The sequence below is a fragment of the Nonomuraea sp. NPDC001684 genome, assembly GCF_053596515.1.
In genome coordinates this window covers 1-21,583 of record NZ_JBSFGJ010000076.1, presented here as the reverse complement: position 1 = coordinate 21,583, position 21,583 = coordinate 1, and the positions used below count along the sequence as shown (strand labels likewise).

The window sequence follows — 21,583 nt, the reverse complement described above, 5'->3', positions numbered from 1 at the left end:
GTTCTCGTAGGAGACGTACTCGTCAAGGAGGCATACGTTCATGGAGAAGTGGACGCTGGACGCTCCCGAGCAGCTCACGTTCGGGCCGGTTGAGTCACTTGACGTGCGAATCGTCGCCGGCAGGCTGGCCGTCCTGGCCAGCGAGGGGCCGCCCACGCTGGAGCTGACGGAGATCGAGTCGGCCGCGCCGCTGCTGGTCAGCTACGACCCGCTGACCAAGGAGCTGGTCGTCACCTACGAGGGCCTGACCCTGGACGGGCTGCTCGGCTGGCTGCGGCGCGACAAGCGCAGGACCAACCTCACGCTCACCGTGCCCAAGGGCTGCCGGGTGAACACGGAGGTGGTCTCGGCGTCCACGGTGCTGGCCGGGTTCGAGCGGTCCACCCGGGTCAAGAGCGTGTCCTCCGAGGTCGTCCTCGACGGCGTGAGCGGCGAGGTGAGCGCCACCACGGTCTCCGGCTCGATCGAGAGCCGGGCCATGGAGGGCGACCTGGCGCTGAAGACCGTCTCGGGCGAGCTGACCCTCGCCGACGGCAGCCCGCGCCGGCTCAAGGCCAGCACGGTGTCCGGCCGCATCACCGCCGACCTGACGCTGCGGCCCACGAGTCATGTGACGCTCAACAGCGTCTCGGGTGCCATCCTGGTGCGGGTGCCGGAGAACGTCGAGTCCGACGTCAGCATGAGGTCCACCTCCGGCAGGCTGAGCTCGACGTTCGACGGACTGTCGGCGAACAACAGCCCCGGTTCCAAGGCGCTGTCCGGACGGCTGGGGGGCGGCATGGCCTCACTGTCGGCGTACACCGTCTCGGGCGAGGTCGCGCTGCTCAAGGGAGAGAAGGAATGAGCCCTGTCTTCGGTCACGGCCGGCTCCGGCTGTACCTGCTCAAGCTGCTGGAGGAGAGCCCGCGGCACGGATACGAGGTCATCCGGCTGCTCCAGGACCGCTTCCTCGGCGTCTACTCGCCCTCGCCCGGCACGATCTACCCGCGGCTGGCCCGCCTGGAGGAGGAGGGCCTGGTCACGCACGAGGTGATCGAGGGCAAGAAGGTGTTCTCCATCACCGACAAGGGCCGCGAGGAGCTCAACGCCCGGCTCGACGAGCTCGACGACCTGGAGCAGGAGATCTCCGCCTCCGTGCGCGACATCGCCCGCGAGGTCAAGGAGGACGTCCGCGACACGGTGAAGTCGCTGCGCGACGAGCTCACCCGGATGGCCAAGGACGTGCGCACCGGCGCCCGCGACGACGCCAAGGCGCGGGCCGAGGAGCTCAAACGGCTCAAGGAGCAGCAGAAGCGGCAGTGGATGGCGCACGCCAACCAGTGGCAGGTGGAGAGCGACCGGCTGACCGGCGAGTGGCGCCGGATCTGGTCGGACATCTGGACCACGCTCGGCGGCGACACCGTGCGCCGGACCGAGCTCGACAGCGAGCTGGGCGAACTGCTGGCCGACTTCGTGGCCCAGGCCCGCACGGAGGCCGCCGACGCCGCCCTGACCACGCAGAAGCTGCACGAGCTGCACACCGTGCTCGACGAGGCGTCCGCCCGCATCCGCGACATCCTCCGCCGCTGAGCCAGCGCTGGGCCGTCGCTGAGCCGTCGCTGGGCCGTCGTCAGGCCGAGCGCAATGAGCGTTGCGGGCGTCCGTGGCCGCGGGCCGCTCTGCGGGCGTGGTAGGCGACCGGCATGTAGCGCAAGCGCTCGGGCAGGCGTGCGGTCAGCATCGCCACGGCGTGCCCGAGGTGCCGCAGCCGCCGCTCGTCCCGGGCCGTCCAGCGCAGGCCGAGCTTCCTGCGCGCGGCCGGCGGCAGGGTCCCGACGGTGACGAAGTGGTTGAACTCCCCCGACCCCAGCCCCACCGGCGTCCACAGCCGGCGCAGCGGCCTCGGCAGGCCAGGCGGGGCGGGCGTGCCGCGCATGACGGCGAGCACCTCCAGCGCCGTCGGGTGCGGCTCCAGCCGTTCGGCGATCATCGTGTCGAAGTAGCGCCAGAACGCCTCCAGGTCCGCCGGCATCTCCCGCTCCGGCACCCGCAGGATCGCGCCGAGCTGCCGCGACTCGGCGTACATGCGGCGCTGCTGCTCCTCGGTGTACGGGGTGCCGAAGTAGCGGTTGAGCGTGATGAACCGCTCGAACAGCGACAGGTGCACCCAGGCCCACGCCTCGCCGTTCAGGGCGTGGTAGGCGCGGCCGTGCTCGTCCACGCCGCTGATGGAGCGGTGCAGCTCGCGCAGCCGCCGCCCCTCGGCCAGACCGCCCTCACCGCCGTAGACCCACTTCTGGACGGAGGCGAGCGTGCGGTTGAGCCGCCCCCACGGGTCGTCCTTGTACGTCGAGTGCTCCGCCACGGCCGCGCCGACCGCCGGATGCATGGTCTGGAGGACCAGCGCGCTGCCGGCCACGAGCAGGTTGCGGTATTCGCCCGCGGTGTCCCAGTGCATCGAACCCGGGCCGAACGGCTCAACGTTCATGGTGAACGCCTCCAGGGTGATACGACGTCATTCTTCCTGTATCACCCAGAAGGCGGACAAGTAACCCTTCACTTATTCAGCTGGTAAAGACGATTTTCCCGAAGATCTCCCCTTGGGCCATGGCCGCGAAGCCGTCCCGGGCCTCGGTCATCGGCAGCGTCCGGTCGATCACCGGCCGCACGCCCGTCTGCTCCAGGAACACCGCCAGCCGCTGAAGCTGGTCGCGAGTGCCCATGGTGGTGCCGACCACGGACAGCTGCAGGAAGAAGACGCGGTTGAGGTCGGCGGACGGGACCGCGCCGCTGGTGGCCCCGGAGACCACGATGCGACCGCCCGGCCTGAGCGACTTGAGCGAATGGTCCCAGGTGGCCTGGCCGACCGTCTCCATGACCGCGTCCACCCGCTCGGGCAGCCGCGCGCCCGTCTCGAAGACCTGGTCGGCGCCCAGCTCGCGGGCCCGCTCGCGCTTGTCCTCCGACCGGCTGGTCGCCCAGACCCGGAAGCCGCCCGCGCGGCCGAGCGCGATCAGCGCGGTCGCGACGCCGCCGCCGGCGCCCTGCACCAGCACGGTCGAGCCCGGTTCGAGCCCGGCCTTGTCGAACAGCATGCGGTACGCGGTCAGCCACGCCGTGGGCAGGCAGGCGGCCTCCTCGAAGCTGAGCGCGGTCGGCTTGGGCACGAGGTTGCGCCGCGGCACGGCCACCCGCTCGGCGAACGTCCCGTCGTGCACCTCCGACAGCAGGGAGCGCCTGGGGTCGAGCGTCTCGTCCGCGCCCGTGCCGATGACGGCGTGCACGATGACGTCGTTGCCGTCCTCGTCCACGCCGGAGGCGTCGCAGCCGAGCACGATCGGCAGGCGGTCCTGCCTGATGCCCACGCCCTTGAGCGTCCACAGGTCGTGGTGGTTGAGGGCGGCGGCGCGTACCGAGACGGTCGTCCAGCCGTCGGGCGCCTTCGGGTCGGGGTGCTCACCGAGCGTCAGCCCGGCGAGCGGATTGTCGGGATCGGTCTGTGTGGCGGTTACGGCGAACATGGCCGCACCCTACTAACCGGCCCGCCGCCACCCACGACACCGCCCCGCCCGAGCGAGCCACCGGCCGGGACTCAGTGCCTGACCGTCACCCGGATTCCGGCGAGGGCGCGGCGCCGGAACTCCTCGGGGCCGGCGACGGCGACCTCCACGTCCCCCCGGCACGTCCACTCCCCCGGACGCCCGCGTCCGTCGATCACCTTCGGCAGCCGGGCCTTCCTGACGCAGTCGGGCGTGGGCGCCAGCACGACCATCTCCCGCACTCCCCCGCCGAACCAGAGCTGCGGCCCGGCCGGCCCCTCCTGGGTCACGGCCCCCGGACGGGCCAGCCGCACCGATCCCTCGCCCGACAGCACCAGGTAGCCGTCCCGGGTCACCTTGCCGTGCAGATCCCGCGCCAGGGCCGCGCGCTGGTCGAAGGTCAGCCCCTCACCCCTGTCCTGCATCGCCAGCCGCCAGCGTCCGAACGCGAAGAGCAGCACCTGCCCGCTGCCCCCGCCCGGCTGGCGCGGCCACAGGGTGACGCCGGGGCCGTAGCTCCTGATCGGCCGGCCGCCGCCGGTCACCTCGGCGACCCCGTTGTACGGCACGCTGAACTGCCGGAACCGCCCGTCGATCCACGCGCCCTGGAACGGCCGCACCCCCAGCTCGTTGAGGTCGAGGTCGGCCGGGTAGCGCACCTCGGCCTTCAGCCCGTCGGGGAAGACGACGTCGATGATCTCGTCGTGGCCCCTGGTCCTGGCCGGGATCCGCAGGGCGTTGGGACCGTTCTCGATCGTGGTGAGCGAGCGGATGGGCGTGGTGGCGGACGGCGGGGGCGGCTCCGGCGCCGGGTCGCGGCTGAGCAGCAGGCTGACGGCCGGGATCACCAGCAGAGCCAGCACCACCGCGAGCCCGATCCACCGGCGGCGGCCACGCGCCCCTGCCTCGATGACGTCGAACTGGTCGGACACGACGTGCCTCGCCGGGTTAGTGCGGGTTGCGCCCTTCACCCCCAGTTCAGTTGAGCGACATCCGCCCGCGCAAGCCCTCGAACCCGGCGAAGTCGCCGTAGCAGGTCACAACTTCACAACCTCGGCGGGATCACCAGGTGGCCACGTTGGGTCCGTCGCCCGCGACCAGGCTGACCCGCTGCCCCACGAGCTCCCGGGACATGGCGTCGGCCAGCAGCTCCGGCTCCAGCACGTGCGCGTGCGCCCGCCCGCCGGCCGGCAGGTCGACGACGAGGATGCCCTTGTCCGGCTCGCCGTCCGGGCCGTGCGCGACCGTGTAGCCGGCCACGGTGGCGGGCCCGGCGTACGAGCCCACGACGGGCACCCCGTCCGCCGTGAACACCGGGACGGCGTCCCCGGGCGGCCCGCCGGGCTCGCTGGACCACACCGCGTACGTGTGCTTCGTCAGGTGCATCCCCACGCCGGTCACCAGCCCGTGGCCCGACTGCGTGCGCAGCAGCCCGGCCATCGTGGCCGTCGAGTGCAGCACGTAGTCGCTGGCCGGGCCGCCGGCGTACGGCAGGCCGCCGGTGACCGTCAGGCCGCGCCGGTCGTACGGGTCGAGCCCGATCGCGTCGCACGCCTGCCGCAGCGCGACGGCGAAGCAGCTGTACAGGTCGAGCGCGTCCATGTCGGCGAGGCCGAGCCCGGCGCGCCGGAAGGCGGCCTCGGCGGCGGCCCCGATCGCCTGCGACGAGCCGAGCGCGGGCCGCGCCGCCACCTCCCAGGTGTCCTCGGCGTACGCCCAGCCGCGCAGGTAGACCCGCCGCTCGTCCGGCACCCCCAGCCGGTCGGCCAGCTCCGCGCAGGCCAGGACGACGGCCGCCGCCTGGTCGACCTCCATGACCGCCACGGTGTTCCTGGTGTACGGCCAGCCGACGAACCGGTTGCCCTTCACCAGCTCCTCGGGCGTGCGCACGGCCCGCCGCCACGCGTACGGGTTGGCCGCGGCCACCTCCGTCATCGGCGCCATCATCCGGCCCCGGTCGAGCATCTCCTCCTCGACCGTCATCCCGGCCGCCGCCCGCCGCGCGGTCTCCATGATCGCGTACGTGTGCACGGGCAGGAACAGGTCGTGCGCCAGCTCGGCGGGGTGCGGGGGCCGTTCCCAGCCGTAGGGCGGCTTGGGATCGGCGGCGTGGCTCCACGGCACGCGCTCGCCCGCCCGCCGGTAGGCCCGCCGGGTGGCCAGCGCCTCGGCCCCGGTGATCAGCGCGCAGTCCAGGTCGCCCGCCGCGATCCGGGCCGCGGCCGCGCCGATGAGGAGCTGCGGAGCCGTGCCGCTGACCTTGGAGTAGGCGGTGTGACGCGGCGTGGCGCCCAGGCGCTCGGCCAGCCGCCCGGTGGGCGAGTCGTACTGCCAGGAGTCGGTGTGGACGATCTGGATCGAGTCGAGCCGCCCGGCGGGCAGCCGGGCGTCTTCGGCCGCCTCGCGGGCGACCGATTCCCACAGATCGAGCGGTTCCGGGCCGGGCTGTTCGCGCACGGTGCGTTGTGCGATGCCGATGAGACAGGGGGTGCGTGGATCCATGCCGACATCTAACCAGAACAACATTCGGTTGATAAGCAGTGGCGTTTGATAATCAGCGTTACCGCTGGTGCCGCAGACTCTTCACTGGGCGTCTGACCTGCGAAGATGCTTTTTCTGAATACATGTGATTTCGCTATTTCCATAACAAAACGGAGGCGGAGCCGACCTTTTCGCACCGCTTTCTGGCTGACGGGTTGCGCCATTCATTAGCGTGCTCAACGTTTTCCTGGCCCACCGGGGCGCAGCACCCCGCTCTGGGCCGCCGAGAACCGAGAGGAGTTCCATGTATTCCCGAGCAAGGCGCATCGCGATCCCCCTCGCCGCGCTGGTGGCCGCCGCCCTGGCCGCCGGCACGACCACCGGCGCCACGGCGGAGGCGACCTCGGCCCCCGACGTCGTGTCCAGGAACGCGGCGACCCCCGCCGAGCAGGCCGTGCAGTTCTGGACGCCGGACCGCATCAAGCTCGCCACCGACCACGACGGCGCGCTCGACGTGTCGTCCAGGGGTGTCAGGGGCGGCAGGGGCGGCGACCAGACCCCCGACGGACCGCCCGGATCGGTCCCGCCGATCGGCGGGGAGAAGGCGAAGGCGGGCAAGAGCCGGCAGGTCAACCTGCCCAACACGGTCGGCCGCGTGTTCTTCACGCTGCCCCGGACCGACCCGCGCAACCCGAAGAACTGGCGGTACTGCTCGGCCAGCTCCGTACAGGGCAAGTACCGCAATCTGGTGGCGACCTCCGCCCACTGTGTCTACGACCCCCAGAAGAACACCTTCTACGACAACTGGATCTTCATCCCGTCGTACTGGGACGGCGACAACGTGTGGGAGGGCAAGGCGCCGTACGGCATCTACGCCGCCAAGACGTTCAACGCGCACGACGACTTCGTGGTGAAAGAGGACTACGACTTCGACTACGCGTTCGTCAACGTCTACAACGGCATCAAGGTGAGCTGGGAGAAGACCGGCAACCGGTGGCACTGGACCGTCAAGAACGCCGGCCGCCTCGGCGACAACGTCGGCGGCCAGGGCTTCACCTGGAACCGCAGCACAAAGCTGAACGTGTTCTCCTTCGGCTACCCGGCCGGCGGGCACCCCGACGGCGACAAGCCGTACACCGGCCGCACCATGAAGTGGTGCTACGGCAGGACGGCCCCGATGCCCGAGGCCAAGAAGTACGACCTGCAGGAGCAGATCGGCTTCAGGTGCTCGTTCACCGCCGGCGCCAGCGGCGGCCCGTTCATCTACGACTACCGGAACTCCACACGCACCGGCTACCTGGTGGGCGTGAACAGCGTCGCGTGGGACACCGACGGCAACGACCGCTACGACCACATCTCGTCGCCGTACTTCAACACCGACACCTACGACGTCTACAAGGCCGCCGCCAACCGCTGGACCGGCGACATGCCGTGATCCGGCCCGGCAGTCGAGGCCCCGGATCCTCCTCGGCGGGATCCGGGGCCTTCCCCGGTCGTCGATCTCCCGGGCGTACGCCTCAGACCCGCGCCTCAGACGCGGAAGACCGGGCCCGTGGCGACGGCGAGGGCGCAGGCGTTGGGGAAGGTCTGCGAGTAGCGGTAGCGGTCGCCGTCCCAGACGCCCTCCGCCCGTACGTCCACCGGCTCGTAGTCGGCGGTGCAGGAGACCCCCGTACGACCGCTCAGACGGGCCGGGTTCCCGCCCACCTGTTCGAGAGCGGAACAGGCCGCGACCTGCCCCGGCGCGACCCGGCCGGGGGTGCACTCCAGCACGCCCTGCCGATCTCCGACGCTGATCCGGAAAAGCCTTTGGTCCTTGTGCGACGTCCGGACATCGGGCGGTCCGGTCGTGGCGTTCGCCACTGGAGCGGCGGCGAATGCGGCGCAGGAAAGCGCGATGATGCAGAGAATTCGGTGCATAGGCGCAGCCTCTATCAGCCCTCTGACCTGGGGCAACGACCGACACGCGTGATCATTTACGCGTATCGGGAGGGATCGGCTGATGGTGTCCTTATCGCACACGGTGCACTCTTGATCAGGTAACGAATCTCTATCCGGGCTGCAATACAGGCAGTTGATCTGGAAAAATCCACCCTTACGACCCTAAGAAAGGCATTTCATGATCTCCCGGGCCAGGCAACTGGCAGCGGCCGCCCTGGGCGGCGCGCTGCTGTTGCTGCCTGCCTTCACGGGGATCGCGAACGCCGCGCCGGCGAGCCGGGTCTTCGGCGTCACGCTGGCCAAGACCGCCGCCGACATGAGGAAGGTCGCCGACTACTGGCGTCCCGACCAGCTCAAGCAGGCCGACAGCTACAGCCCTGCCACGCCGGGCGCGCAGGCCGCCCCGACATCCTCGGCCGGCGCCGCCTCCGGGCCCGCCTCGCCCGTGACGGCGGTGCGGCGGACGTCCGCGACGCAGGGCATCGCGCCCGTGCCACCCAAGCAGGGGGGCGCCGGCAAGACCATGGGCAAGGTTTTCTTCAAGTTCGGCGCCAAGCAGTACTGGTGCTCGGCCAGCGCGGTCGCCGCCCGCAACCGCAGCGTCGTGGCCACGGCCGGCCACTGCGCGTACGACTCCCGCCAGGCCAAGGCCGCCGAATACTGGATCTTCGTCCCCAACCCCGGGCCCAACGGCGAGACGCCCGACGGGATCTACGTGGGGGCCGCGCTCAGCATGCACGAGGACTGGTCCGGCAAGGGCGACTACGACTTCGACTACGCGTTCGTGACCGTGCACCGCGGGTTCGTCTGGGAGCAGGCCAAGGACGGCACGTACACGATGAAGGACGTCGGCCGCCTCCAGGACAACGTGGGCGGCCAGGGGCTGGAGATCAACAGGAAGCCGGCGGCCGCCACCATGACGGCGTTCGGCTTCCCGGCCGGCGTGCAGCCCGACGGCACCCGTCCGTTCGACGGCAAGACGCTGCGGACGTGCCAGGGCAGCGTCACGTACTGGACCGTGGCTCCCGCGCTCGACCTGCAGAAGGGCGTCCGGCTCCAGCCGTGCGCCTTCAGCCCCGGCGCCAGCGGCGGCCCCTGGCTGGTCGAGTACGACGCGGCCCGCGGACTCGGCAACCTGAACGGCGTCAACAGCCTGACCTGGAACAGGGATGCCAAGGGCGCCTACGACGCGGTGTCGTCGCCGTACTTCGACACGACCACCGCGGAGGTCTACCGACGCGCCGCCGCACTCACCACGCCGGGAAATGTGACGTAAGTCACATGCAACCGGGTGATCACGGGACGTGATCAGCCGATCCTTTGATCTCGGTACGGTAACGGCGCTGGCTGGGAGTGCTGACTTGATCTACCGAAAATTTCCATTCGCCCTGTCAGCGTTATAGGTTCCGGGTCGTCCGTTTGCTGAATTTCGGGGTGCAAGAGGCGCCTCCTGTCAGCGCAACCTGGAGTTACCTTGAAGCGAATCCTCCTCCCCGTCGGCGGCGCGGTCGTGGCGACCGGCCTTCTGGCCGCCGGGCTCTCCGCCACCGCACAGGCCGACGGCGGTGTCTCCAACGACCCGATGGCCGGCAGCAACTCCCAGGCCGCCTCGATCGCCTCCTTCTGGATCGCCTCCAACGGCGCCGCCCTCCGCCAGGCCACGCAGTACACCTGGGACTCCAAGGAAGTGCGGAAGGTCGTCTCCAAGGGCGGCTACGACCCCGACGGCCGTCCCGGCATGACCGCGCCGACCGGCGCTCAGAAGGGCGGCGCGTCCCAGAACGTGAACCTGCCCAAGAGCATCGGCAAGGTCTTCTTCGTCGACGGCTCCGGCAAGTTCCGCTGGTGCTCGGCCACCTCCATCCAGTCGGGCAACCGCAACCTGGTCGCCACCGCCGGCCACTGCGTGTACGACACGGACAGCAACAGCGACACGCTGTCCAACTGGGTCTTCGTCCCGGGCTACTACCAGGGCAAGGCCCCCTGGGGCATCTACGTGGGCAAGCAGGCCTTCACCCACTACGACTTCGACAACTACGAGGACTACGACCGCGACTACGCGTTCGTCACCGTCTACAACGGCATCCAGTTCGACGGCGTGAAGCAGGTGGACCGCAAGGACTTCGAGCGCTTCAGCGGCCCGAAGCGCGCCTGGGGCGGCCACTACTACATCCTGCTGTCCAAGGACGCCGGCCGGCTCGGCGACGCCGTGGGCGGCCAGGGCTTCGCCTGGAACCAGCCGACGGGCAAGTTCGTCCGCACCTTCGGCTACCCGGCGGCCCCGCACCCCGACGGCAACAAGCCGTACAGCGGTGTCACGCCGAAGCACTGCTACGGCAAGACGACGGCCAAGACCGTGGGCGCGTCCTGGCTCAAGATCGAGGAGCACGTCGGCCTGAAGTGTGCCGTCACCCCCGGCTACGACGGCGGGCCGTGGCTGCTGAACTACAGCAACGCCAAGCGCCTCGGCTACGTGAACGGTGTCACCAGCACCTTCGCCGACCAGGACGGCAACGACCGCATCGACTACATCACCTCGCCCTACTTCGACGGCGAGACGGCGGCCGTGTACAAGGCGGCCACCAACTTCCCGTCGGGGAAGATCGTGGGGCCTAACGGGGAGCTCTACAAGTAAGCCCTCACCAGGGGAAAGAGGGCCCCGGCGTTGCTCCTTGCCGCCGGGGCCCTCACCTGTCCGCCCCCCGAATCGGCTTCCCGGGGAAGGCGCTCCGCGCCCACAAGGGCTCAGCCCCTTCCCGATCAGGCGCCTACCGGCGCACCCCACGCGCCTTCGGCGCCATGGAACTCCCGCGGTCACCGCTCACCCCACCGCGGACGGAATGCCCCACCCGCGTTCCTGACACTCCCACTGGAAGCTCGCTGGGCATCCGTCGCCGGCAGGGCTTCTTGGGAGCCCATGCCCGATGAACCCGCCCCGGCCACAACCGTCCTTGTGCTGTCTGTCGAATCTGCAGCGTTTCGGGGCGTGATTCGCCAGCCCTTGTGGCGCAAGATGTCGGTATGACCGAGGATCAGGACGAGCCCGCGACCGCTCCCGCCACGACGGCCCCGGAGGTCACGATCACCCTCGACCCCCACGTCAAGGCGTACGTCGACCGAGCGGTCGAGGACGGTGAGTTCGCATCCGTGTCCGCGGCCTTCAACGAGGCGATGCTGGAACGCATGCGCCGCCGCCCCCGCGTCCGCAGCTGGTGACCAGGCAAGGTAGAACGAGCGGGCCCACGCACGGCCGGCCCGCTGACTACCGGACGGCGACGCGATCGTCCGCCGAGGCCGTCACCGGCGAACGAGCGGCCAGATAGCCCGCCAGCGTCCCCGTGTCGTCCGGCCCGCCGGTGTACGTGAGCACCCCCTCCGCTTTGACGTCGCCCGTAGCAGCGCGCGGTGGACGATCAGACGCTTGACGGGCACGACGCGTGTCTTCCCCTCCCGGCGCCACCGAGGCGGCGGTCTGCGCCCCCGGAGCGAGCACCCCAGCGCCAAGCCCACCTACGCGGACCCGCGCGACACGAACGTCCCCCGCCCATGGACGACGACCAGCAGGCCGCGCTCCGCCAGATCCTTGACCGCGCGCCGGACCGTCACCCGGGAGACGCCGTACTGGCTCGCCAGCTCCAGCTCGGCGGGCAGCTTGGCGCCGGGGGCCAGCAGGCCGGAGGCGATGTCGGCCTCGACGTCCTCGGCCAGTTGCCGCCACACCAGGTTCGGCCCGACATGGTCGATGCGGTCGCTTTTGTCCACCAAGGCCATAGAAAAACGCTAAGGGACGCAGAACCTACGAGGACAAATGACTACCTCATCCAAGGTATGGAGAGGTCCTATCATGTCTAGTGCTTGTATCTTCCAAGCGATCCCCCCGCGGGCCGCTGACGAGACGAAAGGAAGCACTCATGACAGACCTGTACCGCGGCAACCTCGATGACGTGCCCTTCACCCAACTTCGCGGCGACGGCCCACCGGGCGACCACGTGGAGACCTGCGTCCTGATCGCGCAGATCCCCGGCATCGACGACGCCTACGCACTCCGCGACTCCAAGAACCCCGACGCCGGAACGCTCCGCTTCACCGGCACCGAGCTGCGCGCCGCGGGAATAGCCACCATCTAGCAGAGACCGAGACAGCCGCCCCTGCCCGAAATCAAGGCCCAAGGACCGAAACGAGCAGGGGCGGCCCCGCCGACCACAGGGGAGCACCATGCACTGGCACGCCTACCTGTGGACCGGCAACGGCGCCGAGCGCGGGAGAGAGGCCGAACGCCGCCCCGGCTCCCCCGACTTCCCCACCTCGCCGCTTCCCCCGATGCGTACGGGCGACTGGCTGGCCAAGCAGGCGGCGCGCGTCGCGGCCACGTTCGAGGTCCCCGAACCGGCGTCTCCCATCCATGCCCGATCAACCGCCCCCACGGACGAAGGCCCCCTTCAGCCCCATAGCACCCGATGTCTAGCATGGGCCCCATGCTGATCGACGCGGTGACCGAGATCCTTCGCGAGACCGCCGAGATCGCGATCCTTCCCCGGTTCCGCGCCCTCGCCGCCGGTGACGTCTCGGAGAAGACACCGGGCGAAGTGGTCACCGTGGCCGACCGCGAGGCCGAGGAGCTGATCAGCCGCCGCCTCCGCGACCTCCTGGACGCCCCCGTGGTCGGCGAGGAGGCGGCCTCCGCCGACCCCGCGCTCCTGTCCGCCCTGCACGACGCCCCCACCGCCTGGCTGGTCGACCCCCTGGACGGCACGGCCAACTTCGTCGCGGGCCGCCCCGAGTACGCGGTGATGGCAGCCCTGGTCCGGTCGGGCGAGACGGTCGCGTCCTGGATCGTGCGGCCGGCCGAGGACGACGTCTACGTCGCCGAGCTCGGCTCCGGAGCCTGGCGGAACGGCATCCCCGTCCACCGCGCCGCGCCTCCCGCCGACCCCGCCCGGCTGCGCGGCGCCGTCCTCACCCGCTTCCTGGACGACGACGCCAAGGCCCACGTGGCGGCGGCCGAACCCCGCTTCGCCGCCCTCACCCCGGGGACGAAGTGCGCCGGCGTGGACTATCCCCGCCTCCTGAACGGCGACCAGGACTTCCTGCTGTTCCACCGGACGCTTCCCTGGGACCACGCGCCGGGCGTCCTGCTGCTGACGGAGGCCGGCGGCGCCGCCCGCCACCTCGACGCCACCCCGTACAGCCCGTCCGTCCCCAAACTGGGCCTGCTCAACGCAGCCGACGCAGCCTCCTGGCGGACGGTCCGCACCATCCTTCTCCCCTGACGCTTCAGGGTCGCGGCTGCCGCCGCCCCTCGCTTCGCCATATCCAAAAGCGACAAACACCCCAAAGAGCCGCATAGCACGCAGGGCATGTTGGGTCCGAACCCCCTATGAAAACGGGCAGATTGTCGAAACCTGAGGGTTCCTGAGTCGAACCTGAAGATCACCTGTGAGTGGCGGGCCGATTTAGACGGATGGGGCCCCAATCTGGTTCCTGTGATCTGGATCACATTCATCCGGTCACACAGCGCAACGAGCCGCTAACGGAACTTTCGTCCCGACCGCCGAATCCCCTACAGGTCCAGCGAAAACATCACCTTCCGGTAACGTCACGCCGAAGCCTCTGACAGATAACAGCACGATAACGGCGAAAAGGCCTCTTACCGATCCCCTCAGAACGGCTTTCACCTGCGGAGATCACTGGCTATGTTCCTTGCTATCCCTTTACTGACGCATGGGACGCATGTTGCGACCCACGACAGACCAAGGAGCAGTTCCCTTGAAGCGCATCCTCATCCCCGCCGGTGGCGCCATCCTGGCTACCGGCCTCCTGGCCGCCGGCCTCGCCGGTACGGCCTCGGCCGACAGCGACATCTCCACCGACGCGATGGCGGCGAGCGCGGCCAACGCGAAGGCGATCGCCGGTTTCTGGGCCGAGAACAACGGTGCCGCCCTCCGGGCCGCCACCGAGTCCAACGTCTGGGACAAGGCGGACGTCGCCAAGCTGCAGAGCAAGGGCGGCTACAGCGCCGACACCAAGCCGGGCACCACTGCCCCGATTGGTGAGGAGAAGAAGACCACCGCCAAGACGCAGAACGTCAACATGCCGAAGACCATCGGCAAGGTGTTCTTCGTCAACGGCAAGGGCGAGAAGAAGTGGTGCTCCGCCACCTCGCTCCAGTCGAAGTACCGCAACCTGGTCGCCACGGCCGGTCACTGCGTCTACGACACCGGCGCCAACGCCGACGTCATGTCCAAGTGGGTCTTCGTCCCCGGTTACTACCAGGGCAAGGCTCCGTGGGGCATCTACGTGGGCAAGCAGGCCTTCACCCACTACGACTTCGACGTGTACGAGGACTACGACCGCGACTACGCGTTCGTGACCGTGTACAACGGCGTCTCCCTCTCGACCAGCGCGGTCCAGGAGAAGCAGGTCCTCAAGTCGGAGTTCGACAAGTACGAGGGCAAGAAGGACGTCAAGTCCACCGAGCTCAAGGACATCCCCGGCGGCAAGACCGCCGAGCAGCAGTACAAGGAGGGCCTGGACAAGTACGGCCCCAACGGTGGCTTCCGCGCCGAGACCACCACGACCGAGGAGGCCTCCGGCGGTAACTTCACCGACGCGATCCCCACGGTCGACAAGGTCGAGGTGACCGAGGGCCAGTACAACGCCGCCCCCGCCGCCAACGAGAACCCCCGCCTGTGGAAGAACGGCGACAAGGGTGCCATCAAGAACACCCCGCTCACCGAGGCTCAGTACAAGCAGAAGCTTGACGAGAAGGCTGCGGGCAAGGTTCTCGGCAAGGTCTACAAGGACAGCCAGGGCGACTACTGGCTGACCCAGTACTACGTCGTCCAGTGGTACAAGGTCACCAAGACGACCCGGTACTACCACGACTCGTTCTTCATCTACACCGGTGGAGACGTCGCGGCCAAGGACGCCGGTCGCCTCGGCGACAACGTCGGCGGCCAGGGCTTCGCCTGGAACCAGCCCACGGGCAAGTACGTCCGCGTGTTCGGCTACCCGGCCGCCCCGCACCCCGACGGCCACAAGAACTACACCGGCATCACGCCGAAGTGGTGCTACGGCAAGACCACCAAGAAGCTGGTCGGTTCGGCCGCCAAGAAGATCGAGGAGCACGTGGCGCTCAAGTGCGCCATGACCGAGGGCGCCGACGGTGGTCCTTGGCTCCTCAACTACAGCAACTCCAAGCGCCTCGGTTACGTGAACGGTGTCACCAGCACCTTCAACGACCAGGACGGCAACAACCGCGTGGACTACATCTCCTCGCCGTACTTCGACGGTGAGACGAACGTCGTCTACAAGGCCGCTGCCAACGTTTGGTCCGGCAAGATCGTCTGATTGACGGCTTCCGACGGGCGGTCCTGACCGCTCGTACGAACCGTCAGCAACCGAAGGGCTCGGCATCCGCCGGGCCCTTCGGCCTTTCCGGGCCGGAAAGTGAAGGCGTTTGGACGCATGCGACGCCGAAACGGTGCCATCAGGCCGATGTGATCTGCGTCACACCGCTATCGCGGACCCGATCAAGGCCGAGCGGCGACCCCGCAACCGCCACCCACCCCTCGTTCATGTTGATCAGGGCAAACGCCCTCAAGCTCGACTTCCCCTGACTCCTGCGCCACAACGCCCTAAACATCACAGAACGATAACGCCCGGCTTGTCGCATCTTTTCCTCTCAAAGCGGCTACCCGACTTCAAGATCGACACTGTATGTTCCTGGCTATCCCTTTACTGACGCATGGGACGCAAGAGGCGTTCCACGACAGCGCAAGGAGTTACCTTGAAGCGCATCCTCCTCCCCGCCGGTGGCGCCATTCTGGCCACTGGTCTGCTGGCCGCCGGCCTCGCCGGTGCCGCTCAGGCCGACCCGGACGTCGACGCCGCCGCTCTGGCTGCCAGCCAGCAGAAGGCTGCTGAGATCATCAACTTCTGGACCAAGTCCGACAACGCTGCCCTGCGGCAGGCCACGGCCTACTACTGGGACAACAAGGACGTCAAGAAGATCGTGCAGAAGGGCGGGTACGTCGCTGACGGCAAGCCCGGCTCCACCCCGCCGATCGGCGCCGAGAAGACCGTCACGGTCAAGTCCCAGAACGTGAACCTGCCGAAGTCCATCGGCAAGGTCTTCTTCGAGGGTCGCGACGGCAAGCTGTACTGGTGCTCCGGCACCTCCATCCAGTCGAACTACCGCAACCTGGTTGCGACGGCTGGTCACTGCGTGTACGACATCGCCGCCAACGACGAGGTCGTCTCCCGCTGGGTGTTCGTCCCGGGTTACTACCAGGGCAAGACCCCGTGGGGCATCTACGTGGGCAAGCAGGCCTTCACGCACTACGACTTCTCGAACTACGAGGACTTCGACCGCGACTACGCGTTCGTCACCGTTTACAACGGTGTCAACCTCAACTACAGCAAGGTTGAGTCGCACCAGGTCACCAAGGCCGAGTACGACAAGTTCGAGGGCAAGAAGGAAGTCAAGTCCACCGAGCTCAAGGACATCCCCGGTGGGAAGACCGCTGAGCAGCAGTACAAGGAGGGCCTGGACAAGTACGGCCCCAACGGTGGCTTCCGCGCCGAGAACGTGACCTCCAAGGAGCCGGCTGGCGGCAACTTCGAGGACTCCGTTCCCACCGTGGACGAGGTCGAGGTGACGGAGGGCCAGTACGCTGCCGCCCCCGCCGCCAACGAGAACCCCGGCCTGTGGAAGAACGGCGACAAGGGCGCCACCAAGAACACCCCGCTCACCGAGGCTCAGTACAAGCAGAAGCTTGACGAGAAGGCTCAGGGCAAGGTGCTCGGCAAGGTCTGGAAGGACAACCTGGGCGACTACTGGCTGACCCAGTACTACGTCATCCAGTGGTACAAGGTCAGCAGCGCGACCAAGTACTTCCACGACTCGTTCTTCATCTACCCGGGTGGGGACCTGTCCCTGACCGACACGGGTCGCCTCGGCGACAACGTCGGTGGCCAGGGCTTCGCGTGGAACCAGCCCACCGGTAAGTACGTCCGTACCTTCGGCTACCCCTACGCCAAGCACCCCGACGGCTCGAAGCCCTACTCCGGCGTTACGCCGAAGTGGTGCTACGGCAAGACCGGCGCGAAGGCGACCAAGGTCCCGAGCCTGAAGATCGAAGAGCACATCTCGCTGAAGTGCGCCGTCACCGGCGGCTACAACGGCGCCCCGTGGCTCCTCAAGTACAGCAACGCCAAGCGCATGGGCTACGTCAACGGCGTGACCAGCGTTCTGTACGACACGGACAACAACGACCGCTGGGACTACATGTCCTCGCCGTACTTCGACGGTGAGACCAACTCGGTCTACGCCGCCGCGGCGAACGTGTGGTCGGGCACCATCCTTCCGAAGGCCGACAGCTGATCTTCGGACGGATACCGGGCTGAGGGTCCAAACCTCCGCTCAACCTAGCTTCACCCGAAGGGCTCGGCATTTGCCGGGCCCTTCGGCCTTTTCTGGCGAAAACTGAGACGATCCCTTACCAGAGTGACAAGAGGGTCGATAGGGTTTTGACGCCCTTCTTGACAACTTCGTGGAGCCTCCCTTGAAGCGCCTGCTCATCCCCCTCGCCGCCGCCGGCTTGAGCGCCGCACTCCTTGCCCAGCCGTCCAGTGCCGCCCCTGACTGGGTCACCGACAACCTGATGCCCAAGCCCGCCGACGCGTACGGCACCGCCAAGTTCTGGCTGGGCGCGAACGGCGCGGCCCTGCGCAAGGCGACGCAGTACAACTGGGACGCCAAGAACGTCTCCAAGCTGGTCGCCACGCAGAGCAAGGACGGCGTCCCCGACGGCAAGCCCGGCCTGACCGCTCCCACCGGCACGCCGAAGCCCACGGCCAGCAAGAACGTCAACCTGCCCAAGACCATCGGCAAGGTGTTCTTCGTCGACCACGCGGGCCGCTACCGCTGGTGCTCGGCCACCTCCATCCAGGCTCGCAACCGCAACCTCGTGGCGACCGCCGGCCACTGCGTGTACGAGACCGGCAAGGACGTCTACGCCAAGTGGATCTTCGTGCCCGGCTACTACCAGGGCAAGGCTCCTTGGGGCGTCTACGTCGGCGCCTACGCCTTCACGTCCTACGACCTCGACACCTACGACGACTACGACGGCGACTTCGCCTTCGTCGCGGTCCACAACGGCTTCTCCCTGGTCGCCGAACAGGCCGAGGGCAAGCAGGTGCTGAAGTCGGAGTTCGACAAGTTCGACGGCAAGAAGGACGTCAAGTCCACCGAGCTCAAGGACATCCCCGGCGGCAAGACCGCCGAGCAGCAGTACAAGGAGGGCCTGGACAAGTACGGCCCCAACGGCGGCTTCCGCGCCGACAACGTGACCTCCAAGGACGCGGCAGGCGGCAACTTCGAGGACTCGGTCCCCACCGTGGACGAGGTCGAGGTGACCGAGGGCCAGTACGCTGCCGCCCCCGCCGCCAACCAGAACCCCGCCCTGTGGAAGAACGGCGACAAGGGCGCCACCAAGAACACCGCCCTCACCGAGGCCCAGTACAAGCAGAAGCTTGACGAGAAGGCTCAGGGCAAGGTGCTCGGCAAGGTCTGGAAGGACAACCTGGGCGACTACTGGCTGACCCAGTACTACGTCGTCCAGTGGTACAAGGTCAGCAGCTCGACCAAGTACTTCCACGACGCGTACTTCATCTTCCCGGACAACGCCAAGGCCAAGGACATGGGCCGGCTCGGCGACGTCGTCGGCGGGCAGGGCTTCGCGTGGAACCAGCCGCGCGGCCAGAAGGTCACCGTCTTCGGCTACCCCGCCGCCCCCCACCCCGACGGCGACAAGCCCTACACCGGCGTGACCCCCAAGTGGTGCTCCGGCAAGACGGGCACCAAGACGTACCAGGTCAACACCTTCCGGGTGGAGGAGCACCAGGTGCTCAAGTGCTCCATGACCCCCGGCGCCGACGGCGGCCCCTGGCTCATGAAGTACGACAACGGCAAGCGCACCGGTTACGTCAACGGCGTGACGAGCATGTTCCACGACCAGGACGGCAACGACCGGATCGACTTCATCAGCTCCGCCTACTTCGACGGCGAGGTGGCCGACGTCTACAACAAGGCCAACTACGCCGAGACCAAGAGCATCGTCGGCCCGAACGGCGAACTGCTCGACTAGCGACGCCGAAGCCCCGGGACCGCCGAAGAGACGGCCCGGGGCTTCTCCCGTCCCGGAAACCGTCCCGGAAACCACCGGAACCGGTCCCGGAGCCGTCACACGGACGTGAGCTCGCGCGTACGCTCCCGCAGCGCCATCACGGCCCGCTCGTTCTTGTAGGGCTCCAGCCGCCGCCGCAGGTCCGCCGCGTACGACCGGGACCGCGCCGACTGCAGCTCGCCCGCCAGCGCCAGCGCGTTGCCCGCCGCCTGGCACGCCTCCTCCAGCTCGCCGCACTCCAGCAGCCCGGCCGCCAGCAGGGACAGGTTGAACATGCGCCCCCGCACGTACCGGGTGTCCATGTCGAGGGAGCGCCGCGCCAGGCGCACCGTGCGCTCGCCCTCCCCCAGGTCGCGGAAGCAGTGGGCGAACTTGGCCGACAGGTAGGCCTCGTCGAAGTAGCTGAGCCAGCGCGGCTCCTCGGTGGGCCTGCGGGCGTCGAAGGCCAGCTCGGCCTGGTGCAGGGAGGCCCCGCAGGACCTGGGGTCGCCGAGGCCCGCGTGCGCATGGGCCTCCAGGACCTGCGCGGAGGACAGCAGGGTCTGGACGCCGGCCCGCCGGGCGGCGAGCTGGGCGGCCCTGGCCAGGTCGAGGGCGTGGGCCGGCTGGCCCATGTAGATGGCCTGGTGGGCCATGCCGGCCAGGATCTCGCCGCCCAGGGTGTGGTCGTCGGCGCCCCTGGCCAGGCGGAGGGCCTGGATGAGGTAGCGCTGGGCCAGGCCGTGCTGCTCCATGTCGTAGGCCATCCAGCCGGCCAGGCGGGTCAGCTCGGCGGCCGCGGCGGCCAGCTGCTTGCCGGTGGACTCCCCGTAGCTGCCGTCCTTGAGCAGGGGGGAGACGGCGGTGTCGAGGTACTTCACGACGGACGAGCGGACCCGGCCGCTGCCGAAGCGGTTGTCGAGCTCGCCGAAGGACCGGGTCACCTCGTGGATCGCGGCGATGTCGGCCCTGCCCACCCGGCGCGCCCCGGTGCCGCTGGGACGCCCTTCTGGAGGCGCCGTCAGCCAGCGTATGGCTCCGACGGATCCTGCTCCGATCGCGAAGGTGGAGTCGATCAGAAACCTCCGTCTCTCCACGTCGGCCCGCCACAACGCCGTCACGGTCGCGACCCCCTCCTGCCACGTGTGGGTGAACTCCTGACCGAGATCGAGGGGCGTGATGTTGGTCGGCATGCCCAGGTCCTCCGAGCTCACCGGGCGGCCGAGCCGCAGCGCGAATATCTCCGTGAGCAGGCACGGGACGGGATCCCGTGGCTTCTGACCCCCGATCCACCGCAGCACAGAGCTGTGGTCGTACTTCAGACCCGGGGTGCCGCGCGCGGCTCCCAGGTCGTTGAGGCGCCTGGCCAGTCCCTTGTGGGAGAAACCCGCCTCGGCGATGAGCTGCTGGAGCAGTCGGTTAGGCTCGCGTTCCATCGCTCTCCTCGTCACAGGAGTCGGCGCCCACATCCTTACAGAGAGCTATTTTTATAGCACGTTGCGTAAAGGCTTTTCGGCAGTTCCCAAAGGTCACGCGAACTCCATCGCAATCCCTTCGCCAGTCCTGCTCGGGATCAGGATCTGGATCCGGCTCACCTGGACGGGGAACTCACCTACCCATGCCGCGGGCGGGAAACCGCAATGCCTGCTGACCTGGGCGGAAGCGGGAGAACGAGCGAGCGGGGGCCGATCGGCCCCCGCTCGTGACGGTGGATCAGGCGCGCGCGACGCCGTCGGCGCGGGCCTGGGCGGCCACGGCGGCGGTCACCGCGGGGGCCACCCGCCGGTCGAACGGGCTCGGGATGACGTACGTGGCCGACAGGTCGTCGCCGACGACGGCGGCCAGCGCCTCGGCGGCGGCCACCTTCATGTTCTCGGTGATCGTCGTGGCCCGCACGTCGAGGGCGCCGCGGAAGACCCCCGGGAAGGCCAGGACGTTGTTGATCTGGTTGGGGAAGTCGGAGCGCCCGGTGGCGACCACCCTGGCGTGCCTGGCGGCCACCTCGGGGTGGACCTCCGGGGTCGGGTTGGACAGCGCGAAGACGATGGCGTCGGGCGCCATGGACGCGATGGCCGCCTCGGAGACGGTCGAGCCGGACAGCCCGAGGAAGACGTCGGCGCCGGCCAGGGCCTCCTCGGTGGAGCCGGTGTGGCCGGCCCGGTTGGTCTCGCGGGCCAGGGCCTCCTTGACCGGGTTGAGCCCTTCGCGGCCCTCGTAGATCATGCCCTTGGAGTCGGCGACCGCGATGTCGCCGATGCCGGCGCCCAGCAGGATGCGGGTGACGGCGACGCCGGACGCGCCCGCGCCGGCCACGACGGCGCGCAGGTCGCCGAGCGCGCGGCCGGTCAGGCGGGCGGCGTTGCGCAGGGCGGCCAGGGCGACGATGGCGGTGCCGTGCTGGTCGTCGTGGAAGACCGGGATGTCGAGCAGGTCACGCAGCCGGTCCTCGACCTCGAAGCAGCGCGGGGCGCTGAT

19 protein-coding genes are annotated in these 21,583 nt (G+C 68.9%); 11 read left to right on the top strand and 8 right to left on the bottom strand.

Going from position 1 to position 21,583, the window contains the following annotated elements:
* Positions 1 to 40 precede the first annotated feature (40 nt).
* Entirely contained in the window at positions 41 to 844 is an 804-nt protein-coding gene (locus tag ACWCSD_RS16985) for a DUF4097 family beta strand repeat-containing protein (protein WP_364330797.1), read from the top strand.
* On the top strand, positions 841 to 1,569 hold the full coding sequence (locus tag ACWCSD_RS16980) for a helix-turn-helix transcriptional regulator (RefSeq protein ID WP_449915890.1): 729 nt from the start codon (positions 841 to 843) through the stop codon (positions 1,567 to 1,569). Before ACWCSD_RS16985 ends, ACWCSD_RS16980 begins: the two co-directional genes overlap by 4 nt.
* A gap of 40 nt (positions 1,570 to 1,609) precedes the next feature.
* Here ACWCSD_RS16980 and ACWCSD_RS16975 read toward each other — a convergent pair whose 3' ends face one another.
* The 4 genes from ACWCSD_RS16975 to ACWCSD_RS16960 form a co-directional block, all read right to left on the bottom strand.
* A complete protein-coding gene (locus ACWCSD_RS16975) occupies positions 1,610 to 2,467 on the bottom strand; it encodes an oxygenase MpaB family protein (protein WP_397164421.1) in 858 nt (285 codons plus the stop codon).
* Positions 2,468 to 2,543: 76 nt separating this feature from the next.
* Positions 2,544 to 3,500: a zinc-binding dehydrogenase gene (locus ACWCSD_RS16970; protein WP_449915887.1), complete on the bottom strand. Its 957-nt coding sequence runs from the start codon at positions 3,498 to 3,500 to the stop codon at positions 2,544 to 2,546.
* A 71-nt stretch (positions 3,501 to 3,571) separates the two neighbouring features.
* Positions 3,572 to 4,450, bottom strand: coding sequence for a hypothetical protein (locus ACWCSD_RS16965; RefSeq protein WP_449915884.1), 879 nt, complete (start codon positions 4,448 to 4,450; stop codon positions 3,572 to 3,574).
* Between the two features lie 130 nt (positions 4,451 to 4,580).
* On the bottom strand, positions 4,581 to 6,020 hold the full coding sequence (locus ACWCSD_RS16960; RefSeq protein ID WP_449915881.1) for an acetyl-CoA synthetase: 1,440 nt from the start codon (positions 6,018 to 6,020) through the stop codon (positions 4,581 to 4,583).
* A 283-nt stretch (positions 6,021 to 6,303) separates the two neighbouring features.
* Between ACWCSD_RS16960 and ACWCSD_RS16955 the strand changes: the two genes are divergently transcribed.
* Positions 6,304 to 7,434 (top strand): trypsin-like serine peptidase, encoded by a 1,131-nt coding sequence (locus tag ACWCSD_RS16955; RefSeq protein ID WP_449915878.1) that lies wholly within the window; start codon positions 6,304 to 6,306, stop codon positions 7,432 to 7,434.
* 95 nt (positions 7,435 to 7,529) lie between these two features.
* Here ACWCSD_RS16955 and ACWCSD_RS16950 read toward each other — a convergent pair whose 3' ends face one another.
* Positions 7,530 to 7,772, bottom strand: coding sequence for an SSI family serine proteinase inhibitor (locus ACWCSD_RS16950; protein WP_352323540.1), 243 nt, complete (start codon positions 7,770 to 7,772; stop codon positions 7,530 to 7,532).
* Positions 7,773 to 8,118: 346 nt separating this feature from the next.
* On the opposite strand from ACWCSD_RS16950, the gene ACWCSD_RS16945 reads away from it, so the two are divergent.
* From ACWCSD_RS16945 to ACWCSD_RS16935, 3 genes are all read left to right on the top strand, one after another.
* Positions 8,119 to 9,216: a trypsin-like serine peptidase gene (locus tag ACWCSD_RS16945; protein WP_449915875.1), complete on the top strand. Its 1,098-nt coding sequence runs from the start codon at positions 8,119 to 8,121 to the stop codon at positions 9,214 to 9,216.
* 198 nt (positions 9,217 to 9,414) lie between these two features.
* Complete coding sequence (locus tag ACWCSD_RS16940) at positions 9,415 to 10,575, top strand: trypsin-like serine peptidase (RefSeq protein WP_358288941.1); 1,161 nt, start codon at positions 9,415 to 9,417, stop codon at positions 10,573 to 10,575.
* 386 nt (positions 10,576 to 10,961) lie between these two features.
* The gene (locus tag ACWCSD_RS16935) at positions 10,962 to 11,156 is read left to right on the top strand and encodes a hypothetical protein (RefSeq protein ID WP_358288944.1); all 195 of its coding nucleotides are present in this window, start codon (positions 10,962 to 10,964) and stop codon (positions 11,154 to 11,156) included.
* A gap of 294 nt (positions 11,157 to 11,450) precedes the next feature.
* On the opposite strand, the gene ACWCSD_RS16930 is transcribed toward ACWCSD_RS16935, so the two are convergent.
* Complete coding sequence (locus tag ACWCSD_RS16930) at positions 11,451 to 11,711, bottom strand: GntR family transcriptional regulator (protein WP_364330826.1); 261 nt, start codon at positions 11,709 to 11,711, stop codon at positions 11,451 to 11,453.
* A 140-nt stretch (positions 11,712 to 11,851) separates the two neighbouring features.
* On the opposite strand from ACWCSD_RS16930, the gene ACWCSD_RS16925 reads away from it, so the two are divergent.
* From ACWCSD_RS16925 to ACWCSD_RS16905, 5 genes are all read left to right on the top strand, one after another.
* Positions 11,852 to 12,067, top strand: coding sequence for a DUF397 domain-containing protein (locus ACWCSD_RS16925; protein WP_449915871.1), 216 nt, complete (start codon positions 11,852 to 11,854; stop codon positions 12,065 to 12,067).
* A 348-nt stretch (positions 12,068 to 12,415) separates the two neighbouring features.
* Complete coding sequence (locus ACWCSD_RS16920; RefSeq protein WP_397164410.1) at positions 12,416 to 13,210, top strand: inositol monophosphatase family protein; 795 nt, start codon at positions 12,416 to 12,418, stop codon at positions 13,208 to 13,210.
* Between the two features lie 496 nt (positions 13,211 to 13,706).
* On the top strand, positions 13,707 to 15,290 hold the full coding sequence (locus tag ACWCSD_RS16915; RefSeq protein ID WP_397164408.1) for a trypsin-like serine peptidase: 1,584 nt from the start codon (positions 13,707 to 13,709) through the stop codon (positions 15,288 to 15,290).
* 439 nt (positions 15,291 to 15,729) lie between these two features.
* Positions 15,730 to 17,325: a trypsin-like serine peptidase gene (locus tag ACWCSD_RS16910; protein WP_397164406.1), complete on the top strand. Its 1,596-nt coding sequence runs from the start codon at positions 15,730 to 15,732 to the stop codon at positions 17,323 to 17,325.
* Between the two features lie 181 nt (positions 17,326 to 17,506).
* Positions 17,507 to 19,090 (top strand): hypothetical protein, encoded by a 1,584-nt coding sequence (locus ACWCSD_RS16905; protein ID WP_449915866.1) that lies wholly within the window; start codon positions 17,507 to 17,509, stop codon positions 19,088 to 19,090.
* 95 nt (positions 19,091 to 19,185) lie between these two features.
* Here ACWCSD_RS16905 and ACWCSD_RS16900 read toward each other — a convergent pair whose 3' ends face one another.
* A complete protein-coding gene (locus ACWCSD_RS16900; protein WP_358288963.1) occupies positions 19,186 to 20,544 on the bottom strand; it encodes a hypothetical protein in 1,359 nt (452 codons plus the stop codon).
* Positions 20,545 to 20,821: 277 nt separating this feature from the next.
* A partial coding sequence (locus ACWCSD_RS16895) for an NAD(P)-dependent malic enzyme (RefSeq protein WP_449915864.1) occupies positions 20,822 to 21,583 on the bottom strand: 762 nt, incomplete at its 5' end.